Genomic DNA, 13,480 nt, shown 5'->3' with positions numbered 1-13,480 from the left:
GACAGGCACGACAAAACGGGCAGGATCAAACGGCATGAGCATCGTCGATACCCGCACCCCCGACCCGAAGAAGTTCATCAAGGGCGCCACGGGCGACTGGGAAATGGTGATCGGGCTGGAGGTGCACGCACAGGTCACCTCGAACGCCAAGCTCTTCTCCGGCGCCTCGACCGAGTTCGGCAAGGAGCCGAACGCCAATGTCAGCCTCGTCGACGCGGCGATGCCGGGCATGCTGCCGGTCATCAACGAGGAATGCGTCAAGCAGGCCGTGCGCACCGGGCTGGGCCTGAAGGCGGCGATCAACAACAAGTCGGTGTTCGACCGGAAGAACTATTTCTACCCGGACCTGCCGCAGGGCTACCAGATCTCCCAGTTCAAGCAGCCGATCGTCGGCGAGGGCGAAGTGCTGCTCGACATGCCCGGCGGCGAACAGGTGACGGTGGGCGTCGAGCGGCTGCATCTGGAGCAGGACGCGGGCAAGTCGCTGCACGACCAGCACCCGACCATGTCCTTCGTTGACCTCAACCGGTCGGGCGTCGCGCTGATGGAGATCGTCTCCAAGCCGGACCTGCGCTCGGCCGACGAGGCGAAGGCGTATCTGACCAAGCTGCGCACCATCCTGCGCTATCTCGGCACCTGCGACGGCAACATGGACCAGGGCTCGATGCGCGCCGACGTCAATGTGTCGGTGCGCGCGCCGGGCGGCGATTTCGGCACGCGCTGCGAGATCAAGAACGTCAACTCGATCCGCTTCGTCGGCCAGGCGATCGAATACGAGGCGCGCCGCCAGATCGGCATCCTGGAGGACGGCGGCACAATCGACCAGGAGACGCGACTGTTCGACCCGGGCAAGGGCGAGACGCGCTCGATGCGCTCCAAGGAGGAGGCGCATGACTATCGCTACTTCCCCGACCCGGACCTTTTGCCGCTCGAATTCGACCAGGCCTTTGTCGACGCGCTGGCCGTCGATCTGCCGGAACTGCCGGACGACAAGAAGGCGCGCTTCGTTGCCGACTATGGCCTGAGCCCCTATGACGCCGACATCCTGGTGGCGGAAAAGGCCTCGGCCGACTTCTTCGAGAAGGTGGCGAAGGGGCGCGATGCCAAGCTTTCGGCCAACTGGACGATCAACGAGTTCTTCGGCCGGCTCAACAAGGAGGGGCTCGACCTCGTCGACAGCCCGCTCTCGGCCGACCAGCTCGGCCGGCTGATCGATCTCGTCGTCGACGGCACGATTTCCGGCAAGATCGCCAAGGACCTGTTCGAGATCGTCTGGAGCGAGGGCGGCGATCCGGCCGAGATCGTCGAGGCGCGCGGCATGCGCCAGGTGACGGATCTCGGCGCCATCGAGGCGGAGGTCGACAAGATCATCGCGGCCAATCCGGACAAGGTCGAGCAGGCGCGGGCAAAGCCCGGCCTCATCGGCTGGTTCGTCGGACAGGTGATGAAGGCGACCGGTGGCAAGGCCAACCCGCAGGCGGTCAACGACCTGCTGAAGGCCAAGATCGGCATTGAGTAAGGGGGCTTCGTCTCTCCATCCCTGTGCGCTTCTGCTCTCCCGCGCCAGTCTCCCGCGCCAGACCTCACCGTTCGTCACCCCGGGCAAGGCGAAGCCGTGACCCGGGACCGGAGAGGCACCGCGCTTGCGGGTTTCCTTCGGAGTGCGCGCCATATGCCCTCGGCTCTCCGGTCCCGGATCGGCGCTGGCGCGCCGTCCGGGAGGACGCGGGGAGAGGGGCTGCGATCAGCACGCCGCCGGAGAGCGCAGTGCGGGCGGGATGATGCCGGAGGTGGGGCGCGCTCCCGCGCAAGACCTCGCCGTTCGTCACCCCGGACGCAGGCGAAGCCGGAGATCCGGGGCCGGAGAGGCACAGGTGCTTGCGGGTTTCCTTCGGAGCGCGCAGCGCTTGCGGGGTTCCTTCGGAGCGCGCGCCATATGCCCTCGGCTCTCCGGTCCCGGATCGGCGCTGGCGCGCCGTGCGGGAGGACGCGGGGAGGGGGGCTGCGATCAGGACGCCGCCGGAGAGCGCAGTGCGGGCGGGATGATGCCGGAGGTGGGGCGCGCTCCCGCACAAGACCTCACCGTTCGTCATCCCGGGCAAGGCGAAGCCGTGACCCGGGACCGGAGAGGCACAGGTGCTTGCGGGTTTCCTTCGGAGCGCGCAGCGCTTGCGGGGTTCCTTCGGAGCGCGCGCCATATGCCCTCGGCTCTCCGGTCCCGGATCGGCGCTGGCGCGCCGTCCGGGAGGACGCGGGGAGAGGGCTGAGACAGGGTGACGTCTGAGAGGCTCGTTCACCCGTATCAGGCGGGAGAGCCCTGCGGAACCTGATCCTGCAAGATGCTCTTGCGCCGGGATATTTTGCAGTGCAATATATATCAAGGTGGCGGGAAGGCGTTTGCCCCTGCCATCCAATTGCCGCGATTGCGTCTGATTTTCCCAAACATCTTGGTGAGATAGCTTGGCTCGCCGGAACGTGCTGCCTGTCCGCGGGCATGCGGAACCAAACTCCGCATGCTGCGTTTGCACAGTGGATTGGCATGCCGGTTCGCACGCGGGTCGGGCAAGGAAGTATGGGGTGATCCGGGATGCGGGTCGCGAGCCGGGCGGGCCATGTGTGCCGTGTCCCGGAGGCCGCGAACCGATGCACATCCCTGATCGAAGTGCCAGTAGGTGACATGACAACGATCGACAAGCGCAGTTTTCTGACCGGCAGTGCCGGCTTGCTCGCAACCCTGCTTGGAAGCGTTGCGCTGCCGGCGTTCGCCGACGAGGCAGCTCCGGCAACGCCCCCGGCGGGAAGCGAACCGCCGGCCAAGGCGGCCGGCACGCCATTCGACTGGGAGGGACTGGTCGCCCGGATGAAGGCCAGGGCAGGCGAGCCCTACGAGGCGCAGGCAACGGAGTTTCCCGAGGCCATCGCCAATCTCACCTATGACGCCCACCGCGCGATCCGCTTCCGGCCCGATCATGCCCTGTGGAAGAGCGAGGAGCGGAATTTCGAGCTTCAGGCGTTCTATCCGGGCTGGGTCTTCGCCCATACGGTCGACATGTTCGAGGTCGTCGAGGGCGAGGCCCGTCCGATGGGCTTTTCGGCCGGAGATTTCGAGTATCGCGAGCCGCTCGACCCGGCAGCGTTCAACGGTGTCGCCTTTCCGGGCGCGGCCGGGTTCCGGCTGCATTATCCGCTGAACCGCAACGACTATCGCGACGAGCTCATCACCTTCCTGGGCTCGAGCTATTTCCGGGCGCTGGGGCGCGGCAACGTCTACGGCCTGTCGGCGCGCGGGCTGGCGGTCGACACCGCCTCGGGGAGCGCGGAGGAGTTTCCCCGCTTCAGCCGGTTCTATATCGAGCGGCCGGAAAGCGGTGCGCGCGAGATCCGGCTCTATGCGGAGCTGGAAAGCCCGCGCGTTTCCGGCGCCTATGCCTTCACCATCCTGCCGGGCGTGGAGACGCTCATCGACGTGGAGGCGGCGATCTTCCTGCGCGGCGACGTTTCGCGTCTCGGCCTTGCCCCGCTTACCTCGATGTATCTGTTCGGCGAGAACGACCGGACCGGCTTCGACGATTTCCGCCCGGAGGTGCATGACAGCGACGGGCTCGCCCTCCTGCGCGGCAACGGGGAGCGGGTCTGGCGGCCGCTTGCCAACCCGGCGCGGCTGCAGCTTTCCGTCTTCGGCGACGAGAACCCGCGCGGGTTCGGCCTGCTTCAGCGCGACCGCGCGGCCGACAACTATCTCGACGCCGAGGCCCGCTACGAGCGCCGTCCGTCGGTGTGGATCGAACCTGTCGGCGACTGGGGCAAGGGCGCGGTGCTGCTGGCCGAGATCCCGACCGATTCGGAGGCGAACGACAATGTCGTTGCCTTCTGGATGCCGGAAGGGGGGCTGTCGGCCGGTTCCGAGCACCGGCTGCGCTACCGGATGATCTGGGCGCGGGACGTGGAGGGCGATGTGCCGCTGGCGCGGGTGCTGCGCACGCGCACCGGCCGGGGCGGCAACTCGGCCGCCGAGGGCGATGCCAATGTCCGCAAGTTCCTGGTCGATTTCTCCGGCGAGACGCTTGCCGGGCTGGGCGAGGAGTCCGCCGTTGAGGCCAAGCTCGGCGTCAACAACGGAAAAATCGCGCACCTGATATTGAACCAGATGCCGGGTAGCGACGTTTGGAGACTGATTGTCGACGTCAAGCGGGTCGATGCGGACCAGCCCGTCGAACTCTCGGCCGCCCTTCTGCTGGAAGGGGAGCGCCTGACCGAAACCTGGACCTACCAATGGGGGCAAGCCACATGATCGCTGAAGTCCTTTCGCCGGAACCGGACCTCGCCCTCCCGCCGGAGGAAGCCGGGAACCGGCGGGCGTTTCTCGACCGGTTGCGCCAGCATTTCGATCGCCACGATCTCGACGACGCGGCGCTTGAAGAGGCTGTGACCGATGCCGTCGGACGCCTGTGCGACGGGGAGAAGGGCGCGGTGCTGGAGCGTCTTTACGCGGGCCGTGCCAGCGCGGACCTCCTGCAGAGCCTTGTCGTGTCGCTCTGCCTGCCGGCGCCGCGGGCGGCTCTTGCCATGCCCGTGCAGGTGCTGGAGCGCCGGGGCGCCAGGGCGGGCGGCCTGTTGCCGCGGCTCCAGATGCCCCGGTTGCAGAGGCCCCGCTTTCAGACGCTTCGGGCCTTCTCCCGCCGCGATCGCGTCGGCGAGAGATAGGGCCGGGCCGTGTCATCGCGGCGCCGGAGGACGGTGCCGCCGTTCGGGAGTGGGTGAATGCAGCCGGGTGTTTCCAAGCCATCGCTGAAGGACAGCGTCCTGGTCGGCGTTCGCCGGACCGGCGCGGTCGTGCTGACGCTCGCACTGACGGTCGCGGCCGCCGCGATGTTCGGGTCGGTGGCGGTTGCCGACGGGTTCGACTGGGTCGACGTCCTGCGCGTGTCGCTCGTCGCCTTCTGCGCGCTGTGGCTGTCCTGGGGCGCGTGTATCGGCATTCTCGGACTGATCTTTTCCAACGACAAGGTGCCGGTGCACGAAGGCCGGCCGAGCGGCCGGACGGCCGTCGTCATCCCGGTCTACAACGAGGCCGCCGACGCGGTCTTCGCCCGGCTCGATGCCATGTATCGCGCGCTCGACGAGCTGGGCGTGATCTCCACCTTCGACTTTCACGTCCTTTCGGATTCCACCCGGGAAGAGGCGGCCGCGGCCGAGCGGGCGCTTCACCGCCGCGCCGTCGAGGTGCTGGGGGCGGGCGGGCGGCTGTTCTATCGGCACCGTTCGCCCAATACCGGCCGCAAGGCCGGCAACATCGCCGATTTCATCCGCACCAGCGGCGGCGCCTACGAGTACATGCTGGTGCTCGATGCCGACAGCCTGATGAGCGCGGACACCATCGTGGAGATGGTGCGGCGCATGGAGGCGGCTCCCGGCCTCGGCCTGCTGCAGACGGTGCCGTGCATCATCGGCCGCAAGACGCTGTTCGGCCGCATGATCCAGTTCTCGGCGAATTTCTACTCGCCGGTCTTCTCGCGCGGGGTCGCGGCGCTGCAGGGCCGGCAGGGCCCGTTCTGGGGCCACAACGCCCTGATCCGCACGCGGGCCTTCGCGGCCACCTGCGGGCTGCCGGCGCTGGCCGGCAAGCCGCCCTTCGGCGGCGAGATCCTCTCCCATGACACGGTGGAGGCGGCGATGCTGGCGCGCGGCGGCTGGCAGGTCCGGCTCGACGCGGATCTCGGCGGTTCCTACGAGGAGGCGCCCGCCAATCTCATCGAATACGCCAAGCGCGACCGGCGTTGGTGCCAGGGCAACCTCCAGCATGCCCGCGTGGTGTTCGCGCCCGGACTGCCGTTCTGGAGCCGCATCAACATCCTGCAGGGCATCATGGCCTATCTGGCCTCGCCCGTGTGGCTCATGTTCCTGCTGGCCAGCGTCGCCGCGCCGCTGTTCGCGCCGGCGCCCGTCTATTTCATTTCCGGCTCGCCGTTTCCGCGCTTCCCCCATCCGGAGACGGAAAAGGGGCTGGCGCTTTTGTTCGGCGTCGTCGGGCTTCTCATCCTGCCCAAGGCCCTGCTGCTCCTGCGCGCCGTGCTGACGCGCGGAGCTGAGGCCTATGGCGGTCCCGCTCGGGCGGCGGTGTCGGCGCTCTACGAGTTGCTGCTCGCCTCGCTGATGGCGCCGATCCACATGATGTTCCAGAGCCGCTCGGTGTTCCAGGTGCTGTCGGGGGCGGATTTCGGCTGGCCGTCAAGCGACCGCGAGGACGGTTCGCTGGATCTTGCGACAAGCGCGCGGGCGAGCTGGTGGATGGTGCTGTTCGGCGCCGCGACGCTTGCCTTCGCCTATTACTTCGCATCCGGCCTGCTTGCCTGGCTGCTGCCGGTGACCCTGCCGCTGGTGCTCGCGCCGCTGGTCATCTACTGGACGGCCTCTCCTGACGCCGGGGCGCGGGCACGCCGGCGCGGCCATTTCATCACGCCGCAGGAATGGCGCGACGTTCCCGTGATCACGGCAGCCGCGCTTGCGCGGGACACCTATCGCCGTCCCGACACGGGCTCGGAACAGGCACGCGAGGTCGCCTGAGGAGGCGTGCGGCCGGCCCCGGCGCTCCGTTCGAACACTGCGCGCGGACGCGGCCTGTCATCATCCCGTTACGAGAACGGCTTACCCGGCTCACCTCAAGGAAACTCGAGCGAGTCGGGAGGTCTACATGCTGACTGGTCAGTCGAATGCGGGCAGGGGCGAACTGCTTGGCCGTGCGGTCCATCGCAACAAGGCCTTGTCGGGCGAGGGCGCGCTCGAGCGTCTCTTCACCTGGGCGTTCAAGGGGCTTGTCTACCCGCAGATCTGGGAAGACCCCGAGATCGACATGGAAGCGCTGGAAATCGGCCGCGACCACAACGTCGTCACGATTGCCTCCGGCGGCTGCAACGTCCTGTCCTACCTGACCGCCGACCCGGCCTCGATCACGGCCGTCGATCTCAACCAGGCGCATGTGGCCCTGACGCGGCTGAAGCTTGCCGCCGCCCGTAACCTGCCGAGCCACGAGGCCTTCTACCGGTTTTTCGGCAAGGCGGACGAGGCTGCCAATATCGAGGCTTACAACCGGTTCCTGCGCGACCGGCTCGATCCGGACAGCTGTGCCTACTGGGAAAAGCGCGGGCTAACCGGCCGCAAGCGGATTTCGCTCTTTGCCCGCGATCTCTACCATCATGGCCTGCTCGGCTACTTCATCGGCGCCGGTCACCTGGTCGCGCGCGTCTACGGCATCAATCCCAAGGAGATGCTGCGGGCCCGCTCGCTGGAGGAGCAGCGCACGTTCTTCGACACGGCGCTGGCGCCGCTCTTCGACAAGCGCATGGTGCGCTGGGCGACGTCGAAGCGGGTGTCGCTCTACGGGCTCGGCATCCCGCCGGCGCAATACGAGGCGCTGGCCGGCGGCGGTTCGATGGCCACGGTGCTGCGCCAGAGGCTGGAGCGGCTTGCCTGCGGCTTTCCGCTCTCGGAGAACTACTTTGCCTGGCAGGCCTTCGGCCGCGGCTACGCCAATGACGAGGCGGGCCCGCTGCCGCCCTATCTCCGGGCCGAGCATTTCGACACGATCCGCGAGCGGGCCGAGCGCGTCAGCGTCGTCAACCGCTCCTTCACCGACCATCTGGCCGGCCTCGAGCCGGCGAGCGTCGACCGCTATGTGCTGCTCGACGCGCAGGACTGGATGTCGGATGCGGTGCTGAACGGGCTCTGGGCGGAAATCACCCGCACGGCGCGCCCCGGCGCGCGGGTCGTGTTCAGGACGGCGGCCGAGCCGAGCCTGCTGCCGGGGCGGGTCGAGCCGGCGATCCTCGACCAGTGGCGCTATGACGCCGAGCGGTCCCTCGATCTTGGTCTCAGGGATCGCTCGTCGATCTATGGCGGCTTCCACATCTACGTGAAAGACGCGGCGTGAGTGCCGGTCCGCGCAGCGCTGCCCCGGCCGGCAGCGCGGATCTGATGGACGGCATCTACAGGTGGCAGCGCCATATCTACGATGCCACCCGCAAATACTATCTGCTGGGCCGCGACCGGTTGATCGAGGAGCTGGCTCCGCCGCCGGGCGGCACCGTCCTTGAGATCGGCTGCGGCACGGCCCGCAACCTGATCCTTGCCGCGCGGCGTCATCCGGACGCCCGATACCTTGGCATCGACATCTCGGCGGAGATGCTGGCGAGCGCCAAGGCCTCGATTGCCCGGGCCGGGCTGGGCGAGCGCATCACCGTTGCCGAGGGCGATGCGGCGGATTTCGACATGCGGGCCCTGTTCGGCATCGAGCATGCCGACCGCGTGTTCTTCTCCTACAGCCTGTCGATGATCCCGCCCTGGCGCGAGGCTCTGGCCGCCGGTGCTGCCGCGCTGGCGCCCGGCGGCCGGCTGTCGGCGGTCGATTTCGGGCAGATGGGCGGCTATCCGGCGGTTTTGCGCCGACCGCTCCGCGCCTGGCTGGCGGCCTTTCACGTGGAGCCGCGCGGAGGGTTTGCCGAAGCCCTTCGCGAGGTTGCCGGCGCCCACGGCCTTGATGCGACAACGCGCGAGCTCTATAGCGGTTATGCCGTCCACGGCGTCATCGCTCCGCCCGCGTCGTCCTGACGCGGGCCTTTCGCCCGCTCCGTTTTCGAGGTTTTCATGTCGCAGACTGACGATGTGCGCGCCAGCAACCTGCCGCCCGTCGAGGGCCTGGTGATCGAGCCGGCCCGCGAAGCCGACATTCCGGCCTGCGTCGCCTTGATGAGCGCCAATGCCACCGGTGCCCGGGTGGGGCAGGAGGTGGAAGACCTTGCGCCCTATCTCGATGCCTTCCGCCGCATGGCCGAAGGCGGGCGCACGGTGCTGCACGTGGCGCGGCTTCCCGGCATGGGGCCGGGCGAGATCGCCGGCATGTTCGAACTCACCATCCTCGACGGACTGTCCTTTGCCGGGCGCCCCAGGGCGCAGGTGGAGAGCGTGCATGTCGACCCGGCGCTGCGCAGCCAGGGGCTCGGCGCGCGGATGATGGCCTTTGCCGAGGAGCACGCCCGGGCGCGGGGCTGCGTTTTGCTGCAGCTTGCCTCCAATGCCGAGCGCACACGCGCCCATGCCTTCTATGAGCGGATCGGCTACGACCGCTCGCATGTGGGCTTCAAGAAGGTGCTGTAGGCGGATGCCGATCCGTCCGGGCGCGAATATCATTCGCATGACTTGATCCAGCGTTCAGTCTGCGGGATTTTCACGGTGACGGTCGACCTTGGGCGTTGCGGGTGCCCGGTCGGGCCCCACTTGAAGGAGCGACCCGGCAGTTCCCGCCAGCGATCTTTCTTCCGGCCCGGACTGCCACATCCCGATGTAAAGACGGAGTTTCCCGAATGAGCACAGAGCAGAAGACGCCGATCGAGCTGCACTACTGGCCGACACCGAACGGCTGGAAGGTAACGATCCTGCTGGAGGAGCTGGGCGTTCCCTACGAGGTGAAATACGTCAATATCGGCGCCGGCGACCAGTTCAAGCCGGAGTTCCTGAAAATCGCCCCGAACAACCGCATGCCGGCCATCGTCGACCCGGAAGGGCCGGGCGGGGAGCCGATCTCGATCTTCGAATCCGGGGCGATCCTGCAGTATCTCGGCCGCAAGTTCGGCCGGTTCTACCCCGCCGACGAGCGCAAGCGGGCGAAGGTGGAGGAATGGTTGATGTGGCAGGTGGGCGGCTTCGGCCCGATGCTTGGCCAGAACCACCATTTCCGCGTCTACGCGCCGGAAAAGCTGCCCTATGCGATGGATCGCTACCTCAACGAGACCCATCGCCTGTATGGGGTGCTGGACAGGCAGCTAGAGGGGCGCGACTTCGTGGCGGACGAGTATTCCATCGCCGACATGGCGATCGTCGGCTGGGCGACCGGCTGGGAGCGGCAGGGCATGGAGCTTGAAAAGGACTTCCCCAACGTGGCGCGCTGGCTTGCCGCGCTGAAGGCCCGCCCGGCGGTGGAGCGCGGCCTTGCCGTTGGTCGCGACATGCGCGAGCAGCTGGATCTTGCCAGCAACAAGGACGCCCAGTCGGTGCTGTTCGGACAAAGGGCGCGCTAAAGGGAGACGAGGGCGCCGGACTACTTCGCCCGGCGCCAGACCTCCGTCCGGCACATGTCGACGACCACCCGGACGCAGCCGCGAAGACGAAGGCGGCCGGGCGGATCGAGCGTGGCGCTTACAGAGGCGCTCAGCCCGCGGCGTGGATCGTAGGCGCGCCCGCGCCAGCCATTCTCCCCGTCGCTGGACAGGTTCCACAGGACCGGAATGCCGAGCAACTTGCGGTCGCGCTTCTTCCGGTCGCGGTTGTTGGCATCCCGGGTGGTCTCACGCGTGAAGCCCGGCGGCGGGGGAAAGTCGACGAGCAACCCGCACGGGGCCTCGCCGCAGGGGCCGATGCGCACCAGGCCGTTGTCCGGAGTGACCCACTCGCCGAAGATCGCCTCCATGCCCTGTGCCGGCGCCGATACGGGCAGGGCCAGCGCAAGCGCGAGCGAGAGCGCGGCGGCGTGGCAGACGACCCGGAAGGCGGCCCGACCGGTGGAGCGAAAGGCTAGCGCACCCGCGTCCAGGTCTCGCCCTTGCAGATGAGGCCGCCAAGCACGCAGCCCTCCAGCTTGAGACCGTTGTTGCCGACCAGCGTCATCACGCCGCTGTAGGTCTTGCCGTCTTCCGCGTTGTAGACCTTGCCCTTCCAGCGATTGTCGCCGGACGGTTTCATGCCGATCACCGTCCGCGTGCCGAGGAGCGGCCGGCTGTGCTTCGAGGCGTCCGGATTCTTCGTGTCGTTGCGGGGTTCGCGCAGCCAGACGATCTTGCCGCAAAGGGCGGACCCGCAAGGGGCGATCTGGATCTGCGAGCTGCCGCTCGGCCGCTTCCAGACCCCGGTTGCCTCGCCCGCCCGTGCCTCCATGCCCGTTGCGAACAAGAGGGCGATTGCCGCCATCGCGGCCAATGCGGTTGCTGTCCCTGATACTGTCCTGGCCATTGCCCTTGCTCTCCTCCTCCGGCGTCGGGATCCTGTTCATGTCATTCCCTTTACGCAAACGTAACCTATCGAGAGTGGGTCGCTGAGACCAGCCGTGACGTAACGGCAGATGGCGGATTTTTTGTGTCGGCGTGCGCCGAACATTTTTTTCCTGTTTCAGACAAGGTGAATCAAGGGTTTCCGGAGCGATGAAAGTTCGATTCAAAGATGTCTGATTCCAAAGCGCTTTCGGCAGGAAATAGATGAATCCTTCGTGAAGTTTACCGATTGGTCTTGAACTGTTTGCTTCCTGTTAAGCGAGAATTTTAAGCGCTCGTTGAAGGCGTCCGGACACACTCGAACGTGAAGATTGCAGGCAGCAAGGACAAGAGGCCGGCAGGATCTTCACCAGGCCCGACCCGGCAGAAGCCGGTCGGGGTCCAACGAAAGACAGGAGTGTGAAATGGCTCGTTTGGATCTTGGAACTCCCGATCTTGCCGCGATGGGCGGTCAGCCCGCAGGACCGGACATTCTGCTGCAGATGGGACTCGACTGCGCCTGCGGCCGCCACGGCGTCGCCGACCTGGTCGCCGCGCACAAGTGGTTCAACATCGCCGCCATGAAGGGCAGCACGGACGCGGTGCGCTACCGCAAGGAGATTTCCGTGGAAATGAGCCGGGGCGACATCGCCGACGCGCAGCGCGCGGCCCGCGAGTGGCTTGCCCTGCATTGAACGTTTCGGCCGCCCGTCCCGGCGACAGGGACATGCCGACGATCGTTCTCAACCAGACCACGGCGCGCTGACAGGTTTCTTCCGCCCGCGCCGTGGTTGGTGTCCGGCCCGCCCGGATGCCTCGATCTCTTGAGATCGCGTTTCCTGCCGCGCATCCGCACCGCGCGATCCGGCCCGACCCTGGTGGCTCATGCCCGCCGGGCGATATACGGCCCGATACTGCCGGCCAGCTCCGGCGCTCGCCACCGACACGCCATCACCCGTTCTTGCCGTCTTCCGGTTCCCGACCGAAGGGTCTTGCCTCTTCCTGCAGGGCGGGCCGGGCCGCCGCAAGCTGCAGGGCTGCCAGCTTCCGGATTTCCCTGAGCCGTTCCGACAGAGACGACAGTTCCGGATGCCGCGAGAGCATGCCGATGACGCGCGTCAACCGCTGCTCGATCTCGTCACAGGCGGCGCGTCGCTTGTCGCTGTCCATCGGTCGATCCCCAAACTCCCCGCTCCGGCCAATGCTCCGGATGCCATCTGTCAGCGACCGGGTTGCAATGTCGCCCGTCTTTAAACCACCATGACATATGCGTGGCGGCGAACCGTTCGTCCATCGTGGAAAAGCGGGATTGATTTCCAGCGGATACATGCGGTCGCCGCGCCGTGTCAGGCAATCACGCCCAGGCGTAGCGCCTTCGTGACCAGGTGAACCTTGTTGTTTGCGTTCAGTTTCCGGCGGGCAGCCCCGATATGGGACGCAACGGTTGCCGGAGCAATTCCCAGGATGCCGGCGGTCTCCCACTCCGTCTTGCCTTCCGCCGCCCAAAGCAGGCAGTCGAGCTCGCGCGGGGTCAGGGCGGGAGGCTCGGGGCGGGGGCGCTGATCCTTCTGGAACTGCGCAAAGCCCCGCTGCGAACGTTCGTCGATCCACTGGGAATAGACAATCAATGCGGGCATGCCGTCGGCCATCTGCGTGGGAAGAATAATGCGGAGATATGTGATCGGATCGGGTGTCTGCAATGTCTGAAAAGCGCCGCTGGTCACGACCTCCGCGACCGGTGTCTTCTCGCTTGCCGAGAGGAAATACCCGCGTTTCAACGCGCGCCGGTACTCCTGCGGAAAGTGCCGGACCGGCGAGCCTGCCCGCAGCCCGGTTCTCACCGATTTTGCAAGTGTCCGGTCTCCAATGAAGAGAAGGTCCGGCGCGTCGTCGGGGCAGGGGCGGCCGCTGGCAATCACGATCCTTGATGCGTTCTGAAGAATGTTTCCGTCAACGGATGGCGACGTCTTCCAGGCGGCATGCAGCCTGCGGGCGGTCTCGTCCGCCCTGTCGTCGATGGCGCTGGCAAAGGGTATGAAATCAATGTCCGTGTTCATGCGCTTCGCTCTATGGATATCCATAATCATCTGATGATTTTCGATGACGGATCAATAATAAAAACAAAATCAGTCCGTAATTCTAGTATTTCAGTGGAGCGGTATTTCTGAAATCCGAACTGCGTATGACGCAGCTCCTGCAAGACACGATGTCTTTGATTGATCGTGGCCGGTCACTCGTGTGTGTAGAAAATGATAGGATCCACCCATGGGTTGCTTGAAACAAACACTGCAACTTTTCGCGCGGGTGTCGCTCCGCCGAACGTGCGCCTCGCGTTCGGGACGATGCCTGACGCAGTCGACGGGCCATGGCAGCGCCTCCCGGCTGCATGAGGGTGCCCAACGACGGGGCTCCTTCGCGTCCGGCATGTTCTGCTCTGGCTTGGCCCGTCCCGGATGCATGGCGCG

At 66.6% G+C, this 13,480-nt stretch carries 13 protein-coding genes; 9 read left to right on the top strand and 4 right to left on the bottom strand.

All coding sequences use genetic code 11. The annotated features are described in order from the left end of the window. The first annotated feature begins 34 nt into the window (after window positions 1-34). The 8 genes from gatB to ACQY46_RS17370 all read left to right on the top strand — a co-directional run bounded on the left by gatB (window position 35) and on the right by ACQY46_RS17370 (window position 10,070). The gene (gatB, locus tag ACQY46_RS17405; protein WP_428697267.1) at window positions 35-1,519 is read left to right on the top strand and encodes an Asp-tRNA(Asn)/Glu-tRNA(Gln) amidotransferase subunit GatB; all 1,485 of its coding nucleotides are present in this window, start codon (window positions 35-37) and stop codon (window positions 1,517-1,519) included. Between the two features lie 1,158 nt (window positions 1,520-2,677). Continuing rightward, window positions 2,678-4,291 carry a glucan biosynthesis protein gene (locus ACQY46_RS17400; protein WP_428697266.1) on the top strand — a complete coding sequence of 538 codons (1,614 nt, stop codon included), beginning with the start codon at window positions 2,678-2,680 and terminating at the stop codon, window positions 4,289-4,291. Next, complete coding sequence (locus ACQY46_RS17395; protein ID WP_428697265.1) at window positions 4,288-4,704, top strand: hypothetical protein; 417 nt, start codon at window positions 4,288-4,290, stop codon at window positions 4,702-4,704. Before ACQY46_RS17400 ends, ACQY46_RS17395 begins: the two co-directional genes overlap by 4 nt. A gap of 57 nt (window positions 4,705-4,761) precedes the next feature. After that, complete coding sequence (gene mdoH, locus ACQY46_RS17390; protein ID WP_428697264.1) at window positions 4,762-6,564, top strand: glucans biosynthesis glucosyltransferase MdoH; 1,803 nt, start codon at window positions 4,762-4,764, stop codon at window positions 6,562-6,564. Between the two features lie 127 nt (window positions 6,565-6,691). Then, window positions 6,692-7,927, top strand: a complete 1,236-nt coding sequence (locus ACQY46_RS17385) for a DUF3419 family protein (RefSeq protein ID WP_428697263.1) — start codon at window positions 6,692-6,694, stop codon at window positions 7,925-7,927. Further along, window positions 7,924-8,604: an SAM-dependent methyltransferase gene (locus tag ACQY46_RS17380; protein WP_428697262.1), complete on the top strand. Its 681-nt coding sequence runs from the start codon at window positions 7,924-7,926 to the stop codon at window positions 8,602-8,604. Before ACQY46_RS17385 ends, ACQY46_RS17380 begins: the two co-directional genes overlap by 4 nt. 36 nt (window positions 8,605-8,640) lie before the next feature. Then, window positions 8,641-9,150, top strand: a complete 510-nt coding sequence (locus tag ACQY46_RS17375; RefSeq protein ID WP_428697261.1) for an N-acetyltransferase family protein — start codon at window positions 8,641-8,643, stop codon at window positions 9,148-9,150. A gap of 206 nt (window positions 9,151-9,356) precedes the next feature. Next, on the top strand, window positions 9,357-10,070 hold the full coding sequence (locus tag ACQY46_RS17370; RefSeq protein WP_428697260.1) for a glutathione S-transferase family protein: 714 nt from the start codon (window positions 9,357-9,359) through the stop codon (window positions 10,068-10,070). A gap of 20 nt (window positions 10,071-10,090) precedes the next feature. Here the strand turns inward: ACQY46_RS17370 and ACQY46_RS17365 are convergent, their stop codons facing one another. Together ACQY46_RS17365 and ACQY46_RS17360 are read right to left on the bottom strand one after the other, a co-directional pair. Further along, window positions 10,091-10,459: a DUF2147 domain-containing protein gene (locus ACQY46_RS17365; protein ID WP_428697259.1), complete on the bottom strand. Its 369-nt coding sequence runs from the start codon at window positions 10,457-10,459 to the stop codon at window positions 10,091-10,093. Window positions 10,460-10,563: 104 nt separating this feature from the next. Beyond that, window positions 10,564-10,998, bottom strand: a complete 435-nt coding sequence (locus tag ACQY46_RS17360) for a DUF2147 domain-containing protein (RefSeq protein WP_428697258.1) — start codon at window positions 10,996-10,998, stop codon at window positions 10,564-10,566. A 442-nt stretch (window positions 10,999-11,440) separates the two neighbouring features. Here ACQY46_RS17360 and ACQY46_RS17355 point away from each other — a divergent pair, with 442 nt between their 5' ends. Next, window positions 11,441-11,710 carry a hypothetical protein gene (locus ACQY46_RS17355; RefSeq protein ID WP_428697257.1) on the top strand — a complete coding sequence of 90 codons (270 nt, stop codon included), beginning with the start codon at window positions 11,441-11,443 and terminating at the stop codon, window positions 11,708-11,710. Window positions 11,711-11,966: 256 nt separating this feature from the next. Here the strand turns inward: ACQY46_RS17355 and ACQY46_RS17350 are convergent, their stop codons facing one another. Both ACQY46_RS17350 and ACQY46_RS17345 read right to left on the bottom strand, forming a co-directional pair. Next, complete coding sequence (locus ACQY46_RS17350; protein WP_428697256.1) at window positions 11,967-12,185, bottom strand: hypothetical protein; 219 nt, start codon at window positions 12,183-12,185, stop codon at window positions 11,967-11,969. Between the two features lie 176 nt (window positions 12,186-12,361). Continuing rightward, window positions 12,362-12,934 carry a helix-turn-helix domain-containing protein gene (locus ACQY46_RS17345; RefSeq protein WP_428697255.1) on the bottom strand — a complete coding sequence of 191 codons (573 nt, stop codon included), beginning with the start codon at window positions 12,932-12,934 and terminating at the stop codon, window positions 12,362-12,364. Window positions 12,935-13,480: the final 546 nt, after the last annotated feature.

Source organism: Stappia sp., from assembly GCF_965276915.1.
Classification (GTDB): domain Bacteria; phylum Pseudomonadota; class Alphaproteobacteria; order Rhizobiales; family Stappiaceae; genus Stappia.
Note: the sequence above shows the minus strand (reverse complement) of the source record. Positions and strands in the feature narration are given on the sequence as shown.

Bases quoted from the DNA above. Each gene is read 5' to 3' on its own strand.
- gatB (WP_428697267.1), top strand. From the start codon at position 35: ATGAGCATCGTCGATACCCGCACCCCCGACCCGAAGAAGTTCATCAAG.
- ACQY46_RS17365 (WP_428697259.1), bottom strand. From the start codon at position 10,459: ATGGAGGCGATCTTCGGCGAGTGGGTCACTCCGGACAACGGCCTGGTG.
- ACQY46_RS17395 (WP_428697265.1), top strand. From the start codon at position 4,288: ATGATCGCTGAAGTCCTTTCGCCGGAACCGGACCTCGCCCTCCCGCCG.
- ACQY46_RS17360 (WP_428697258.1), bottom strand. From the start codon at position 10,998: ATGGCCAGGACAGTATCAGGGACAGCAACCGCATTGGCCGCGATGGCG.
- ACQY46_RS17350 (WP_428697256.1), bottom strand. From the start codon at position 12,185: ATGGACAGCGACAAGCGACGCGCCGCCTGTGACGAGATCGAGCAGCGG.
- ACQY46_RS17370 (WP_428697260.1), top strand. From the start codon at position 9,357: ATGAGCACAGAGCAGAAGACGCCGATCGAGCTGCACTACTGGCCGACA.
- ACQY46_RS17375 (WP_428697261.1), top strand. From the start codon at position 8,641: ATGTCGCAGACTGACGATGTGCGCGCCAGCAACCTGCCGCCCGTCGAG.
- mdoH (WP_428697264.1), top strand. From the start codon at position 4,762: ATGCAGCCGGGTGTTTCCAAGCCATCGCTGAAGGACAGCGTCCTGGTC.
- ACQY46_RS17355 (WP_428697257.1), top strand. From the start codon at position 11,441: ATGGCTCGTTTGGATCTTGGAACTCCCGATCTTGCCGCGATGGGCGGT.
- ACQY46_RS17385 (WP_428697263.1), top strand. From the start codon at position 6,692: ATGCTGACTGGTCAGTCGAATGCGGGCAGGGGCGAACTGCTTGGCCGT.
- ACQY46_RS17400 (WP_428697266.1), top strand. From the start codon at position 2,678: ATGACAACGATCGACAAGCGCAGTTTTCTGACCGGCAGTGCCGGCTTG.